Annotated in this window: 13 protein-coding genes; 4 read left to right on the forward strand and 9 right to left on the reverse strand. The window is 69.5% G+C overall.

Going from position 1 to position 15,558, the window contains the following annotated elements:
• Positions 1 to 104: 104 nt before the first annotated feature.
• Positions 105 to 1,823: a GNAT family N-acetyltransferase gene (locus ACZ50J_RS16040; RefSeq protein ID WP_464298151.1), complete on the forward strand. Its 1,719-nt coding sequence runs from the start codon at positions 105 to 107 to the stop codon at positions 1,821 to 1,823.
• 43 nt (positions 1,824 to 1,866) lie between these two features.
• Positions 1,867 to 3,597 (forward strand): GNAT family N-acetyltransferase, encoded by a 1,731-nt coding sequence (locus tag ACZ50J_RS16045; protein WP_464298152.1) that lies wholly within the window; start codon positions 1,867 to 1,869, stop codon positions 3,595 to 3,597.
• 61 nt (positions 3,598 to 3,658) lie between these two features.
• On the opposite strand, the gene ACZ50J_RS16050 is transcribed toward ACZ50J_RS16045, so the two are convergent.
• The 6 genes from ACZ50J_RS16050 to mtrA all read right to left on the reverse strand — a co-directional run bounded on the left by ACZ50J_RS16050 (position 3,659) and on the right by mtrA (position 10,297).
• Positions 3,659 to 4,426, reverse strand: a complete 768-nt coding sequence (locus tag ACZ50J_RS16050) for a response regulator (protein WP_464298153.1) — start codon at positions 4,424 to 4,426, stop codon at positions 3,659 to 3,661.
• A gap of 33 nt (positions 4,427 to 4,459) precedes the next feature.
• On the reverse strand, positions 4,460 to 5,113 hold the full coding sequence (gene hpf / locus ACZ50J_RS16055; RefSeq protein WP_464298154.1) for a ribosome hibernation-promoting factor, HPF/YfiA family: 654 nt from the start codon (positions 5,111 to 5,113) through the stop codon (positions 4,460 to 4,462).
• Positions 5,114 to 5,287: 174 nt separating this feature from the next.
• Positions 5,288 to 6,001: a ComF family protein gene (locus ACZ50J_RS16060; RefSeq protein ID WP_464298155.1), complete on the reverse strand. Its 714-nt coding sequence runs from the start codon at positions 5,999 to 6,001 to the stop codon at positions 5,288 to 5,290.
• Positions 6,002 to 6,099: 98 nt separating this feature from the next.
• The gene (locus ACZ50J_RS16065) at positions 6,100 to 7,908 is read right to left on the reverse strand and encodes a GerMN domain-containing protein (protein ID WP_464298156.1); all 1,809 of its coding nucleotides are present in this window, start codon (positions 7,906 to 7,908) and stop codon (positions 6,100 to 6,102) included.
• Positions 7,905 to 9,599, reverse strand: a complete 1,695-nt coding sequence (gene mtrB / locus ACZ50J_RS16070; RefSeq protein ID WP_464298157.1) for an MtrAB system histidine kinase MtrB — start codon at positions 9,597 to 9,599, stop codon at positions 7,905 to 7,907. The genes ACZ50J_RS16065 and mtrB overlap by 4 nt, the downstream gene beginning before the upstream one ends.
• Positions 9,600 to 9,610: 11 nt before the next feature.
• Positions 9,611 to 10,297, reverse strand: coding sequence for an MtrAB system response regulator MtrA (mtrA, locus tag ACZ50J_RS16075; protein WP_464301362.1), 687 nt, complete (start codon positions 10,295 to 10,297; stop codon positions 9,611 to 9,613).
• Between the two features lie 111 nt (positions 10,298 to 10,408).
• Between mtrA and ACZ50J_RS16080 the strand changes: the two genes are divergently transcribed.
• Positions 10,409 to 10,774 carry a pyridoxamine 5'-phosphate oxidase gene (locus tag ACZ50J_RS16080; protein WP_464298158.1) on the forward strand — a complete coding sequence of 122 codons (366 nt, stop codon included), beginning with the start codon at positions 10,409 to 10,411 and terminating at the stop codon, positions 10,772 to 10,774.
• Between the two features lie 19 nt (positions 10,775 to 10,793).
• Here the strand turns inward: ACZ50J_RS16080 and ACZ50J_RS16085 are convergent, their stop codons facing one another.
• Together ACZ50J_RS16085 and ACZ50J_RS16090 are read right to left on the reverse strand one after the other, a co-directional pair.
• Complete coding sequence (locus ACZ50J_RS16085) at positions 10,794 to 11,453, reverse strand: response regulator (RefSeq protein ID WP_464298159.1); 660 nt, start codon at positions 11,451 to 11,453, stop codon at positions 10,794 to 10,796.
• Positions 11,450 to 12,226, reverse strand: coding sequence for a sensor histidine kinase (locus ACZ50J_RS16090; protein ID WP_464298160.1), 777 nt, complete (start codon positions 12,224 to 12,226; stop codon positions 11,450 to 11,452). The genes ACZ50J_RS16085 and ACZ50J_RS16090 overlap by 4 nt, the downstream gene beginning before the upstream one ends.
• Before the next feature lie 194 nt (positions 12,227 to 12,420).
• On the opposite strand from ACZ50J_RS16090, the gene ACZ50J_RS16095 reads away from it, so the two are divergent.
• Positions 12,421 to 13,734, forward strand: coding sequence for an FAD-binding oxidoreductase (locus ACZ50J_RS16095; RefSeq protein ID WP_464298161.1), 1,314 nt, complete (start codon positions 12,421 to 12,423; stop codon positions 13,732 to 13,734).
• A gap of 299 nt (positions 13,735 to 14,033) precedes the next feature.
• On the opposite strand, the gene ahcY is transcribed toward ACZ50J_RS16095, so the two are convergent.
• Positions 14,034 to 15,470 carry an adenosylhomocysteinase gene (gene ahcY, locus ACZ50J_RS16100; RefSeq protein ID WP_464298162.1) on the reverse strand — a complete coding sequence of 479 codons (1,437 nt, stop codon included), beginning with the start codon at positions 15,468 to 15,470 and terminating at the stop codon, positions 14,034 to 14,036.
• Positions 15,471 to 15,558 lie beyond the last annotated feature (88 nt).

Below are 15,558 nucleotides of genomic sequence, written 5' to 3' on the forward strand. Positions count from 1 at the left end.
GTAGTTGGACGACCAGCCTGATCGTCTCGACTTGTAGACAGACTCACCCATGCTAATGGTCGGGACCCGGTGATGGGTTCCCGCCCGCGTTACCGGGTGCGGCGATGTGGTTGGCTGCCGGGATGCCGGTCTTCCCCGATGACGTCCCGGAACTCACCGATGGCGTGCTGACGCTGCGCGCACACCGCGAGTCGGATCTGCACCGCATTGTCGAATTCGCGTGCGATCCGCGTTCCCGGGCCGGTGTTCCGCTTCCTTCGCCATACGGCATGGAGCAGGCGCGCGAATTCCTGCAGCAGGTGCGCTCCACCTGGGAGTCCGGACCCGCCCAGGGCGCCTGGGCGATCGAGCTGGACGGTCGCTGGGCCGGCTCGATCAATCTGCACCCGCGCGCCGACGGCACCTCGGAGATCGGCTACGGCGTGCACCCGGACGTGCGCGGTCGCGGCGTGACGACGGCAGCCGCCCGGCTGCTGGTGACGCACGCGTTCGAGAGCCTCGGCCTGCGGACGCTGGTATGGCGCGCCGCGCAGGGCAACTGGGCTTCCCGACGGGTCGCCTGGGCACTCGGCTTCACGCAGGACGGCACCTGGCCGGCCACCCACCACGGACCCGACGGAACCACCACCGGCACCTGGTTCGGACACCTGCACGCGCACGAGCCCCGGACGCCGCAGCTGCCCTGGCGGGAGCCGGCCGAACTCGCGGGCAACGGCATCCGGTTGCGCCCGTGGACCGACGCCGACGCACCCGACGAACCGTTGGACGCGGGCCTGGCCCGCTTCATGCTCGGATCGGCGCCGACCGCCGAGGGCTTCGACAGCTGGCTGCTCGGCCGCCGTGAACGGATGGCGGGCGGCGAGGCGATCGTCTGGTGCATCGCCGACGCGAAGACCGACCGGCCGCTCGGCGGCATCCAGCTCTTCCGGATGAACCTGCCGATGCTGCGCGGCAGCGCGATGCTCGCCTACTGGCTGCAACCGTCAGCTCGCGGCCGGGGACACCTGGCGGCGGCGCTGGACCTCGTGGTGTCGCACGCCTTCGCTGCGCCGGCGGACGGCGGACTCGGATTGCGCCGTCTCGGTGCGAATGCCGACCGGGCGAACCTCCCGTCGCAGCGGGTGCTGCGCGCCGGTGGTTTTCGGGCGGTCGGGACGGTGTCGGGCCTGCCGGCATACGACGACGGGAGCGTGAGCGACGAGACCGAGTTCGAACTGCTCGCGACCGACGACCGGGACGCGCAACGCACCCGGCTGTTGGCCGTTCCGACCCTGCGCACCGCACGCCTGGTGTTGCGCATGTGGGGTGAGCAGGACGCGCCGGAGACCGAGCCGGCGCCCGACCCGCAGGCCGCGGCCGCCATGGGCATCGAGCCCCGCCCACCGGCTGCGACGTACGAGCGCTGGCTGGCGCGCGAGCGTCTCGACGGGCTGAAGGGCACGGCGATCGAGTGGTGCATCGCCGACGCCGAGACCGACCGGCCGCTGGGCTCGATCGGTGTGCGCGGGCTGGACTCTCCCCTGCGCAGCGGCACCGTCGGCTACTGGCTCTACCGCGAGGGTCGCGGCCGCGGGCTCGCGACCGAGGCACTGAAAGCCGTTGTGGATCATGCGTTCTCACCCGACGGGCTCGGCCTGCAACGTCTCGATGCCGCGACCGTGGACGGCAACCACGCCTCCATGCTGACGCTCGCGGGCGCCGGGTTCCGGCAGTACGGCCAGGACCACGCGTCGTTCATCGCCCACGACGGGACGATCACCGACACCGCCTACTTCGAACTGCTGGCCGTGGAGCACGCCCGGCAGCCGGGCGATCCCGCCTAGAAAATCCATGGCTCCCATCAGCAGTGCGTGATTGGCTGCTGCCGTGGTCCCTCCCTCCGACAACGTGACACCCGGTGCGCTCGAGCCGAAAGTGCTGGAATCCCGCGCGATCCGGCTGCGTCCGTGGCGCGACGACGACGTGCGCTTCGTGCAGGAGCCGGACGAGGCCAGCCGCCTGATGGCGACCAGAATGCAGCCCACCCCGAGCACGTATGACGAGTGGCTTCGCGACCGGCGGGAGTCCATGGCGGCCGGGGCCGCCGTCCACTGGTGCATCGCCGATGCCGAGACCGACGAGCCACTCGGCTACCTCAAGGTCGGGCGTCTCGACGTGGACTTCACACGCGGCAACGGCGAGATCGGCTACTGGCTCTACCCGCAGGCTCGTGGTCGGGGTGTCATGTACGACGCCGTCGAGCTGATCCGGCAACACGCCTTCGCCGACCGAGCCTCCGGTGGCCTCGGCCTGCACCGCCTGCAGGCGGGCACGCACATCGAGAACTTCGCATCGGCGCGTGTCCTGCGCCGTGCCGGATTCCGGATGTGGGGCATCGAGCGGTCGGTGCTGGCCCGTGACGGCAGCGGACCGACCGATGCGCTCAACTGGGAACTGCTGGCCACCGACGACGTTGAAGCGCAACGTGTTTCGCCCTTCGTCATACCGACGATCGAGCTGGACGGCGTGCGGTTACGCCCGTGGCGCGACGACGACGTGCGGCACATGCCCGACGAGCCGGATGCGCTCGCGAAGAAGTACATGCCGGCCGCTGCGCAAGTCACCAAGACGTCGTTCGCCGGGTGGCTGGCCCGACAGCGCCGGTACACCGACGAACGCACGTCGCTCCCCTGGTGCATCGCCGATGCGGACTCCGACCAGGCGTGGGGCGACGTCGCGATCTTCCACGTCGGTGACGGCACGGCCACGTCCGGCGAGGTCGGCTACTGGCTGCTGCCCGTCGCGCGGGGCCGCGGCATCCTGCCGGCCGTCCTGGAGTCCGTCGTCGCGCACGCCTTCGCACCCGAACACGCCGGGGGCCTCGGGCTCACCAGGCTGTATGCCGAGACCGACCTGGACAATTACCCGTCCCGATCACTCCTTCGCGGGGCCGGCTTCCGGCAGTGGGGTGAGGACCGGCAGGCCTACACCGCGGCGGACGGCCGCATCACCGACGGCGCCTATTTCGAGTTGCTCTCGACCGATGCGCGCGAACGGCAACGCGCCGTCCAGCCGCCGGCGCTGGGCTTCCCCGACGTCCGGCTGCGGCCGCTGCGCCGTGCCGATGCAGCAGCCGTCGCTCGCAGCTGGTCCGAGCCGCACCTCCGGCAGTGGCTGTCGCTCCCCCAGGACGACCTCGACCGTCGCGCCGCTGACTACGTCGCTCAGCACCGGCACATCGACCTCACCGGACACGGTTGTCGGTGGGTGATCTGCGGTCCCGACGACGAGGAGTTCGCCGGCATGATCGGCCTGCAGAACATCGCGGACGGGAACGCCGAGGCCGGCTACTGGTTGTCGTCCGCCGAGCGCGGCCGAGGTCTTGCGACGCACGCGTTGCGTGCGGTCTGCGCGTATGCGTTCATGCCGAGCGCGCAGGGCGGGCTCGGACTGCGCCGGCTGACCCTCGGTGTCGCCGCGGGCAATGACGCGTCGGCCGCGGTGGCCGAGCGGTGCGGCTTCGACCAGATCGGCCGCGCCCGGTCCGCCGAACTGCTCGGCGACGGCAGCGTCGTCGACCTGTTGCTCTTCGACCGGCTGAAGTCGTCCGGCGACTGAGCCCGGTCGGTCGGTGCCGGTCGGTCGATGCCGGTCAGTCGATGTCGTCGGTCGATGCCGGTCAATCGATGTCGTCGACCGAGTCGTCGACCAGGCCGCCGCGGACGGCATACAGCGCCGCCTGCATCCGGCTGCGCAACTGCAGCTTGTCGAGGATGTTGCGGACGTGGTTCTTGACGGTGTTCTCGGCGATGAAGAGCTCCTCGCCGATCTTGCGGTTGGACCAGCCGCGTGCCACCAGCCCGAGAACCTCCAGCTCGCGATCGGTCAGCTCGCTGGCCGGCTCGTCATCGACCGGCTCCTCGCCGGCCGTCTCGTCGCGTGCCGGTGTGCCGCGCACCATGGCCGAGAACTCGGACATCAGGGTGGAGCCGAGCTCCGGTGACACCAGCGCCTGACCGCCCGCGACGGAGCGGATCGACGTGGGCAGTTGGTCGGGCGCGATGTCCTTGAGCAGGTAGCCGGTGGCGCCGGCCTTCACGGCCTCGACCAGGTCGGAGTGTTCGTCGGAGGCGGTGAGCATCAGCACCCGGGTGTTCGGGAACCGCGCGGTGAGCTGCCGGCACACCTGTACGCCGTTGCCGTCCGGCAGGAAGATGTCCAGCACCACCACGTCCGGCACCGCAGCTGTCGCGATCTCGAGCGCTTCGACGGCGCTGCCGGTCTCCCCGACGACCTCGATGTCGTCCTCGAGGTCGAGGATCATCCGCAGCCCGTGCCGGTAGATCTTGTAGTCCTCGACCAGCAGCACCCGGACCGTCTCGGGGTGCGCAGCAAGCGGGGCCGGTGCTGCACCGGCCCCGCCGCTCGTACGCGAAATGTCAGTCACGTGTCCTTGTCGAACCTTCGGTCATGTGTGCCCTCATGCTGTGCTCGCTGCCGGCGGCTCCTCGACCAGGTCTTCCTGGATGTCGAGCTGTATGACGCCGTAGGACCAGCCACGCCGACGATAGACCACGCACGGTTTGCCGGTGTCGGCGTCCTGGTAGAGGTAGAAGTCGTGGCCCACCAGCTCCATCTCGTTGAGCGCCTGATCGACGCCCATCGGTGCGCTGGAGTGGACCTTCTCGCGGATGTGGATCGGGCAGTCCTCGTCACCGCCGACCTTCGCGATGTGCGGGGGCAACGGCGCACTGTCGGCGTCCTCGCCCTGGGGTGGGAAGTTCAACGTCGAGGTCGCGTCGTGAACCGAGGTGGGGTGTTTCCTGCCGCGGTGGACCCGGCGTTTGTCGCTCGTGCGGCGCAGTCGCTCGCCGAGTCGGGTCATCGCGACATCGAGCGCGCCGTAGACGTCGTCCGCACTGGCTTCCGCGCGGATCACGGCCCGCTTGGCGTGGCAGGTGATCTCTATGCGTTCCGCTTCCTTGGCCTGTCGGGGGTTGGCCTCGTGCGTGACGACCACATCGCAGCGACTGACCCGTGGGTCCAGCTGAGGAACCTTGCTCAGCTTCTCTTCGATGTGCCGACGAAAACGCTCGGGGACCGTGACATGACGTCCGGTAACGGTGATCTCCATGGTGCACTCCTGGTCTCGACTGCAGTCGGTGAGGCGGGTCGGCATCCCTTATCGGCCGAGCGAACACCTCCTCCGGGAGGGCGAACGGAGCACGGTGACGCTGTGTGGTGATCGCACGACCTGCTCCATGCACCGACGGTAGACCACACATCGCCGAACGTAAACGGGTGCGCATCAGACACCTCGCCGTCGGGTCGCCGCCACCGTCGCGGCCACCACCTCAACCGCTCCCGCCGCGAGCAGCGTGGCGCGTGCTTCGACCAGCGAGGAGCCGGTCGTGACGATGTCGTCGACCACCACACAGATACGGCCCGGCACCAGCCCGCGGCCGGAGTGGGTCAGTCGCATCGCGTCGCGCAGGTTGACCGAACGCTCCTCGGCGCTGAGTCCGGCCTGGTCGCGTCCGGTCCGCGACACGCGCAGCACCGGCCGCAGCACCAGTCGGCCGGCCCGCCCGACCGCATGGCGCGCCAGCTCCACCGTCGGCTCCCGGCCGCGGGCCCGCGTCGAGGTGGACCGACTCGGCATCGGCACCACGAGCACCTGCCGGCCGGCCGCAAGCTCGCGTCGGCAGGACCGCTCCTCGCCGAGCAGCCCGGCGAGGGACGAGCGCAGCAACCGCGCCAGGCGCGGGCCGGCATCGCCGCGCCCGGAATCCTTGAATGCGCGCAGCAGTTCGGCGACCGTCCCGTCATACGGGACCTGCGACCAGGTGGTGGGGAAGCCCGGCGGGCACGGGGTCGGCGTCGCCTCGAACGGCTCCGCCTCGAGCGCGTCGGCCAGCTCGGCGCTGCACGACTCGCAGAACGCGACCCGCTGCTCACCGCAACCGGCACACGAGCGCGGCAGCGCGAGATCGCAGAGCTCCTGCAGCGCGTCGATCGGCATGCCCCCACGATGCGGCGCGCGTATGCCGGTCCGTCATACCGTGCGCGACGCCTGTGCACGACCGGCGTCGCCGGCGGGTGCTGTGGACGAACCGCCGGTCAGGTTCCGGAGGCGATCATCGCGCGCACACCGGGCACCTTCTGCCAGCTCGCCCCGACGCGCGTCAGCACGGTGTCGGCGTCCGTGCCGACATACAACGAGCTCGCACCGGCGCCGGTCGCCACGAGGTACGAGCCTCCCGCCGTGTCGCCGAGACCGGTGCTGAGACCGCCGATCGGGACGCTGACCGGTTCGATGCCGCCGGTGTCGCGGTCGTCACACAGCACTGCGAGCGTCACGTAGTCGATCCAGCCCACGTCGCGTACGTCCGTCACGCTCGGCGCCACCCGCAACGGCTTGGTCAACGCCTGCGCGTGCCCCTTCTTGCCGCGGACCACACCCGCGACGTAAACCTGCGAGGCCCCGCCCGCGGTCCGCACCGCCACCGCGATCCGCTCCCCGTCCGGCGACAGCCGAATGGCGATGATGTGCTTGTCGCGCAACCAGGACGCGTCGATCGGCTGCGGCTGGGCGTCGGCGACCGGAAGCTCCGCGTCGACCACCCACAACGTGCCGTATGCCGACGAGGCGCCACCGTCCTTGGCGGTGGATCGACCGGCCACCCACAACTCGTCGACGGAGTCGCCGGAACCCGCGCGGGTGCTGCTGAAGCTCGGCGCCACCAGGTCGGTGCCAAACCCGGCGATCCGGCTCAGCCGACCGTTGACCCATCGGCCGAGCACCGCGTTGGCGCCGTCGATGGCCGCCACCTGCTTGCCGTCACCCGAGACGGCGAGGCGGTACCAGTTGTGGTTGATGGTCGGCAGCGTCGGGTGATCCTTGGAATGGTTCTTGTCGCGCAGGTCGACACCGGCGTCACCGGCATCCATCCATTGCAACTGGGTGTCGCTGGTGCGCCCAACGAGTTGGGCCGGGTTGCCGCTGACCGCCGTGTAGCCGAAGTCCGACGGCGTGGTCGGGCTCTCCGGCAGGTTCGGGGCCTGCAACCGGGCGCCCCCCACGAGCACCACGACCCGTCGTACCTCGCTGACCTGGCCCAGCGTCGCCAGCATGCTGGCCCACAACGCCGTCCGCTGGCTGGGCGTGGCTGACAGCACCTCCTCGCTGACATTGACCGATGCGACGCCGTCGTTGTCGATCGACACCGAGGACCCGGTGAGTTCACTGCCCTTGGGCAGCGGCGCCGCCGTCATACCGCTCATCCACGACGGTGCGCCGCGCACCACCGCCGCCGCCAGCGAGCTGACCAGGCCCGTCTGGGTGTACCACTGCGTGTCGGGCACCAGCGTGTGGCCGGTCGCCGCCGCGTAGTAGACCTCCTGCGGCTGGTAGATCCGCTTGAACTGGTCGACGTTCATCCAGAGCCCGAAGTCGGCGGGCAGCTTGGAGATCCGCCACTCCCCGGCGACCTTGGTCAATCCGAAGTCGGCGCTGGTCGTCGTCCCGTCGGGTGACTCGGACAGGTGCCCCTGTGCGTCGAGTGCGGCGTCGCTCTCGGCCGTCGCGGTGATCGAGTTGGTGCCGCTCGCCATCAGGTCGCGGCTGCCGGTCGTGACGGCGACGGTTCGCGGCGCCCACGAGCTGTCGGCGTCCTTGGTGAGGTATTCGCGCGCTCGTTCGTAGTTCTGGTTGGTGCCCGCCGTCGCGTCGAGGAAGCCGCCGACGATGTCCTTCTGACTCGCGCCCGCGGACGGTCCGGGGTATTCGATGTTGCCGACGGTCGGCGCCGCGTGATTGTCGATCGCCCGACCCGCGCGGACGCCACTCGTGGTCGGCAGGCCGCTGCACCCGGCCATCGCGAGTATGACGAACAGGACGAGTCCGAGGAGCGCCGGACGGTGGTTCATCGCCGGTCCCGTGCCGCGTCGCCCGGCCGGGGCGCTCCAGCGACCGGGGTGCCGATGGTCAGGCTGTTGCCGCTGGGCATCGCGAGACCCACACTGGAGTCGTCCGGGGCCAGGGTGACCGGCGAGCGCCCGATCGGCTGGCCGGCCCGCACCGGCAGGGTGAGCCGGAAGCACGAACCGTTGCCGACCTCACCCCATGCCTGCAGCCAGCCGTCGTGCAATCGCGCGTCCTCCAGCGCGATCGACAGGCCGAGTCCGGTGCCGCCGGTGGTGCGGGCCCGGGCCGGGTCCGCGCGCCAGAAGCGGTTGAAGACCTGCTCGGCGTCGCCCGGTCGCAACCCGACGCCGTAGTCGCGCACCGCGACCGCCACGGCCGTGTTGTTCGCGCCGACGGTGATGTCGACCGGCTTGTGCTCGGCATGCTCGATGGCGTTGGTCACCAGGTTGCGTATGACGCGCTCGATCCGCCGGGCGTCCATCGGGGCGACCGCGGCCCGGCGCGAATGCACGCGCAGCTTCACGCCCTGCGCGTCCGCGAGTCGCTCGCACCCGTCGACGACCCGGCCGACGATGTCACGCAGGTCGACCTGCTCGGTCCCGGCACCCGTCGCGCCGGCGTCGAAGCGGCTGATCTCCAGCAGGTCGGTCAGCAGCGATTCGAACCGGTCCAGCTCGCGGCTGAGCAGTTCCGCCGACCGCGCGACCGGTGCGGTGAAGTCGTCCTTGCTGGCGTGGATCATGTCGACCGCCATACGAATGGTGGTCAGGGGGGTGCGCAGCTCGTGGGAGACGTCGGAGGAGAAGCGTTGCTGCAGTTTCGACAGGTCCTCGAGTTGCCGGATCTGACGTTGCAGGCTGTCGGCCATCGCGTTGAACGACGTCGCCAGGCGGGCCAGGTCGTCCTCGCCGCTCACCTGCATGCGCTCGTTCAGTGCGCCGGCGGTCAGCCGCTCGGAGACGTGTGCGGCGTCGCGGACAGGGGTCACCACCATGCGCGTGACGAGGTAGGCGATCCCGGCGAGCAACAGGGTCAGCGCGAGTCCACCGAGCAGGAAGGTGGTGCGCACGATGCCGAGCATCTGCGACTCGGCGGTCATCGGCGCGACCAGGAAGAGGTCGTAGTTGCCGGCATTGGGTATGGCGATGCGGGAGCCCACGACGACCGACGGCACCCTCCTGCCGTGATCGACCTCCATCGAGCTGATCTGCAGCTGCGCGTGCGTCGGGTCCTTCTGCACGGCGGACCGCACCGACGACGGCACCAGCTTCTCGTCGCCCTGCTTGGTGGAGATGGTGCCCAGCGGTGGGAACGTGTTGCCCGGAGCCCGCACGATCACCAGCCGGACGTTCTGGTCACCGACGTTGGTGCCGACGCCGGAGGCGAGTTGCTGGGCGATCGCACGCAGCGACGCGATGTCCGTGCGCGGCGCGTTGTTGAACTGGCTCTGGGCGTTGTCGCGCTGGTTCAGCGCCTCCTGCTCGGCGATGCTCGTCGCCCGGGACGACAGCCCACCGGCGATGCGTTGGTACATGTAGGTGCCCAGGCCGAGCGCGACGAACAGGCCGAGGAAGACCGTGATCGTGACGACCCGGAAGTGCAGCGAACGCCGCCACAGTCTGGCGATCGCGGCACCGCACCGAACGGCGAGGCGTTCGACGCGGCGCCAGAGCTGCTCGATGGACGCGGGCAATGCGGGCTCCGTCAGGCCGGTCCGGCTTTGTAGCCGACACCGCGCACGGTGAGGACGATCTCGGGGTTCTCCGGGTCCTTCTCGACCTTCGAGCGCAGTCTCTGCACGTGGACGTTGACCAGCCGGGTGTCACCCGCGTGCCGGTAGCCCCAGACCTGCTCCAGCAGCGTCTCCCGCGAGAACACCTGCCACGGCTTGCGGGCGAGGGCGACCAGCAGGTCGAACTCGAGCGGCGTGAGGAGGATCGGCACGCCGTCGCGCTGGACGACGTGTCCGGAGACATCGATGGTGAGATCGCCGAGGGTGAGAGCTTCCGTCTCGACGTCGTCGCCGCGACGCAACCGGGCGCGCACGCGCGCGACGAGCTCCTGCGGCTTGAACGGCTTGGTGATGTAGTCGTCGGCCCCGGACTCCAGACCCAGCACGACGTCGACGGTGTCGGTGCGCGCGGTCAGCATCACGATCGGGGTGGTCGCCTCACCACGGATCTGACGGCACACCTCGACGCCGTCGATCCCGGGCAGCATCACGTCCAGCAGGACGACGTCCGGCTTGGCGTCGCGGAAGGCCTGCAATGCCTGGTCGCCCGTGGCGCAGAAGGTCACCTCCAGGCCCTCCCCCTGCAGGATGATGCCGAGCATCTCAGCCAGCGATGGGTCGTCGTCGACGACCAGAACGCGTCCGTTGGTCACGTGTATGGGTCCTTTCACGAGCGAGCCGCACCCCCGTATGTCGGCGGCATGACGTCCAGCGTATGTCGTCGGCCGACCCGCGGGCCGCACCGCCGCGACCGCAGTAGGGTCGAAGCCGTGAGTATCAAGGTCGATCAGGATGCGCTCGCGGACACCGTCGCCCGATTCGGCAGTGCCTACCTGTTGTCCACCAAGGGTGTCGACGTCAAGGCGGTCGCCGTCGACGTCACGTTCTCCGACGGAGCGTTGCGGGTCCCGTGGACCAAGGGCAGCGCCGCCAACCTGGCTGCGAACCCGGCCGTGACGTTGCTCTTCCCGGCGACCGAACACCACGGCTACACCCTCATCGTCGACGGCACCGGGCGAGCGGCGGACGATCGCATCGAGGTGACGCCGGTGAGCGCCATACTCCATCGGCCTGCGGCGCACGCCGATGGACCGCTCCCGCCGGAGGGCTGCAGCGACGACTGCCGGCCGGTCTGAGCCGGCCCAGCTGAGGCGGTCAGTTCGGCGCGGCGGCCAGTCCGGACCGGAACGCGAAGACCACCAGACCCGCACGGTCGCGGGCGCCGACCTTGGTCATCGCGCGGCTGACGTGGGTCTTGGCGGTCATCGGACTGATCACCATGTGCGCGGCGATCTCGTCGTTGCTCAGCCCGGTTGCGACCAGGGCCACGACCTCGCGCTCCCGTTTGGTGAGCTCGGCGGCGGCACCGATGTCGACGGGTGTCTCGGGGCGTGCGACGAACTCACTGATCAGCCGCCGGGTGACGGCCGGTGACAGCAGCGCGTCACCCTGCATGGCGACGCGCAGCGCCTGCAGCAGGTCGGCCGGTTCGGTGTCCTTCATGACGAATCCGCACGCGCCGGCGCGCAGCGCGTTGAAGACGTATTCGTCGATGCCGTAGTTGGTCAGCATCACGACCAGCACCTGCGACAGTTGCGGATCGCCGGTGATCCGCCGCGTCGCCTCGATGCCGTCCAGGTGCGGCATCTGCACATCCATCAGCACGATGTCCGGGCGGTGTTCTCGGGCCAGGGCCACCGCCTCGACCCCGTCGGTCCCCTCGGCCACGACGGAGATGTCGTCCTCGGCGTCCAGCAGGGCCCGGATGCCGCTGCGGATCAGTGCCTGGTCGTCGACCAGCAGCACCCGGATCATGATGCGGTGCCGACCGGGAGTTCGGCGAAGACGCTGAAGCCGCGCGTGGTGCGGGGTTCGGCGCGCAGCGTGCCGCCGACTCCGGTGACCCGTTCGCGCATGCCGACCAGTCCGTAACCCGGCACCGCCGACGGCTTGGGCGATGCGGTGCCGTCGTCGTCGACCCGGATCGTGACGGCGTGCGCGTCATACGTGATCTCGACGGTGACCGACGCGTCGCCGGCGTGCCGGACGGCGTTTGTCAGCGCCTCCTGCACGACCCGGTAGGCGACCTCGTCGATGTCCGCCGGGAGGCGGCGAACGGCGCCGCTCACACGCAGGGTGGCCCGCAACCCGGCGTCCCGGGTGCGTTGGACGAGCGCCGGAAGTTGGTCGACGGCAAGGCCGTCCGGTGTTTCGACGTCCTCGCGGCGCAGCACGTCGAGCGTCGCCCGCAACTCACGCGCCGCGTCCCCGCTCGCCTCCTGTATGGCGAGCAGCGCATCCGACGGCTCCTCACCCTTCTTGCGCGCCAGGTGCGTCGCGACACCGGCCTGCACCTTGATCACCGAGATGCTGTGGGTGAGCGAGTCGTGCAGTTCGCGGGCGATCCGCAGTCGTTCCTCCGCGGTACGACGCAGGGCCTCCTCCTCGCGGGAGCGTTCTGCCTCCTTGGCACGCCCTTCCGCCTCTTGGAGCTTCGCGTTCCACATCCGGGCGGCGACCAACCCGACGGCCCCGAACAGGAACCACCCGGCTCCTGCAGCTGCACTGACCGCCCGTGACTTCTCCATGTCGTCGAGCTTAGGAGCGTTCGGCCGTCCGCGCGTCCGTCCACGGAAGTATGAATCGGCTACTCCCCGTGCGGTACCCACGGTCGTCCCGTCCCCCGATCACCGCACCGCGAAGTCACTCCCCGTGGGCGACGCGCGGTGGCTGATCCGTCGACAGCATTGTGCTGCAACGATTTTCGAACGAAGGAGAAGTCATGGTGTTCAACCTGGCGACACTGCCCGAGTCGGTCGTGCCCGGTGACGTCGGGTATGCCGAGGCCGCGCGGGTGATGTTCGCGGAGGGCAGTCCGGCGATGATCATGCGCCCGTCGACACGGAGTGAGGTGGCGGACGCGGTGCTGCACGCGCGGCGCAGCGGTCTCGAGATCGCGGTGCGCTCCGGCGGTCACGCACTCCTCGGCCACGGGACGTCGCACGGCGGCGTCGTGCTCGATCTCGGCCGGCTCGACGACGTGACGGTCCTCGACCACGACCGCCGGCTGGTCCGCATCGGCGGCGGCGCGACCTGGGGTCAGGTGGATCAGGCGTTGCGCCCGCTCGGCTGGGCCATCTCGTCCGGCGACACCGCCGACGTCGGCGTCGGAGGCCTCACCCTCGGGGGCGGGTTCGGGTGGTTGCTGCGCCGGAACGGTCTGGCGATCGACAACCTGGTGGGTGCCCGCGTGGTGCTCGCCGATGGGACGTTGGTGAGTGCGTCGAAAACCCAACATCCCGAACTCTTCTGGGCGCTGCGTGGCGGCGGCGGCAACTTCGGTGTCGTGGTGGATTTCGACTTCGTCGCCACCGAGGTGACGACGATCCACTTCGGCGAGATCGTCGTGCGGCTCACCGAGGAGACCGATCTGCTGGCCGCGTGGCGGGACGTGATGCGCGCGGCTCCTGCGGAGATCACCAGCGCTGCCCTGTTGCCTCCGGCCACTGCGGACAGCGAGCCCGTGGCGCTGGTACGGGTCTACGTGAGCGGCTGCGACGCCGACACCGCCGACCGGCTGATCGAACCCTTCCTCGGGATCGGAGAGGTCGTGCGCGCGACGATCGAGGAGCGCGCGTACGGCGAGGTGCTCGAAACCGCCGGCGAGTTGCCGCCCGGCCTACGCATGGTCGGTCGCAACACCCTGGTGGACGAGTTCGACGCGGCCACACTCGGCGCGCTGCATCGGTTCCGCCGGTCGAGCGGCGCCGCTGTCGCAGTGCGCTCCCTCGGTGGCGCGTATGGCGAAGTCCCCTGTGACGCAACGGCGTTCGCCCACCGTGGCGCTGAGGCGATGATCCTCGGTATGACGATGGTGCCGGAGGTTGCCGCACCCGAGCAGGAGTCGTCGCTGGCGGCCGCATGGGCGGAAGTGGCCGCGTGCGGCTCGGGTGTCTATCTCAACTTCCAGAGCAGCGCGACGCCTGTCGACCTGGCTGCGGCATACCCTCCGGCGACCTACACCCGGCTGGTCGCGGCCAAGCGGGAGTACGACCCTGACAATGTCTTCGCGCGCAACCACAACATCGCGCCGTGAGGATGGGTTTCGATACGGCTCCTCCGCTCCGTCACCCCACGAAGTTCTCCCCCGCTTCGCTCCTCCGATACTTCGCGGGGACCCCGACCCGCTCCCCCACCTACTCAACCCGCAACTGGTGACAGGCAAGGGACAGGCGATCGAACGAGAAGTCCAGCCAGGCGACAGGCGAGATCCGGTGACAGGACGACAAGCGGACGCCCGATGGAGCGACGACCAAACTGACGGCGGATGGTCAGCGAACTTGTTCGCGACCATCCGCCGTCAGTTTGCGAGGAGCAGAATCAGGAAGACACCGTTCAGTAGCGGTAGTGGTCCGGCTTGTAGGGGCCGGCCACGTCGACACCGATGTACTCGGCCTGCTCCTTGGTCAGCTCGGTGAGCTGGGCGCCGAGGGCACCGAGGTGCAGGCGGGCGACCTTCTCGTCGAGGTGCTTGGGCAGCACGTAGACCTGGTTGTCGTACTCGCCCGGCTTGGTGAACAGCTCGATCTGCGCGATCGTCTGGTTCGCGAACGAGTTGGACATGACGAAGCTCGGGTGGCCGGTGGCGTTGCCGAGGTTCATCAGACGGCCCTCGGACAGCACGATGATCGAGTTGCCGTTCTTGAAGGTCCACTCGTGGACCTGCGGCTTGATCTCGGTCTTGACGACGCCGTCGACCTTGGCCAGGCCGGCCATGTCGAGTTCGTTGTCGAAGTGTCCGATGTTGGACACGATCGCCTTGTTCTTCATCTGCTGCATGTGCTCGGCAGTGATGATGTTGAAGTTGCCGGTGGTCGTGACGAAGATGTCCGCCTCACCCACGACGTCCTCCAGGCGGGCGACCTGGAAGCCCTCCATCGCGGCCTGCAGCGCGCAGATCGGGTCGATCTCGGTGATGATCACCCGAGCACCCTGCCCCGCGAGCGCCGACGCGCAGCCCTTGCCGACGTCGCCATACCCGCAGACGACGGCGACCTTGCCGCCGACGAGGACGTCGGTGGCGCGGTTGAGACCGTCGAGGACGGAGTGGCGGCAGCCGTACTTGTTGTCGAACTTGCTCTTGGTGACCGCGTCGTTGACGTTGATCGCCGGGAAGAGCAGGTCGCCGGTCTTGGCCAGCTCGTAGAGGCGGTGCACGCCGGTGGTGGTCTCCTCGGTGACGCCCTTGACCTGGGCGGCGACCTTGGTCCACTTCTGCGCGTCCTCGGTGAGGGTGCGGCGGACCAGTGCCTTGAAGACCTGGAACTCCTCGGCGTCCGCGTCGGTGGTCGGCGGCACCTGACCGGCGGCCTCCCACTCCTTGCCGTTGTGGACGAGCATCGTGGCATCGCCACCGTCGTCCAGGATCATGTTGGGGCCGTCGCCCTCGGGCCAGGAGAGCGCGAGATCGGTGCAGTCCCAGTACTCCTCGAGCGTCTCGCCCTTCCAGGCGAACACCGGCACACCCTTCGGGTCCTCGGGGGTGCCGTCGGGGCCGACGACGACCGCGGCCGCCGCCTCGTCCTGGGTGGAGAAGATGTTGCAGGAGCACCAACGCACCTGCGCACCGAGCGCCGTGAGGGTCTCGATGAGGACGGCGGTCTGCACGGTCATGTGCAGCGAGCCGGTGATCTTGGCGCCCTTGAGGGGCTGGCTCGCGCCGTACTCCTCGCGGATGGCCATCAGACCGGGCATCTCGTGCTCGGCCAGGCGAAGCTGGTGACGTCCTGCCTCGTGCAGGCTCAGATCTTTGACCTTGAAGTCGAAGGACATGGGTGTCCGTACCCCTTAATCGTTGCTGTCAATTGTCCGAGCCGGCGCGCCCCTCTGGGCTGCAAACAACAAGGGTCATCACCCACGC

Source organism: Flexivirga sp. G2 (assembly GCF_055397625.1).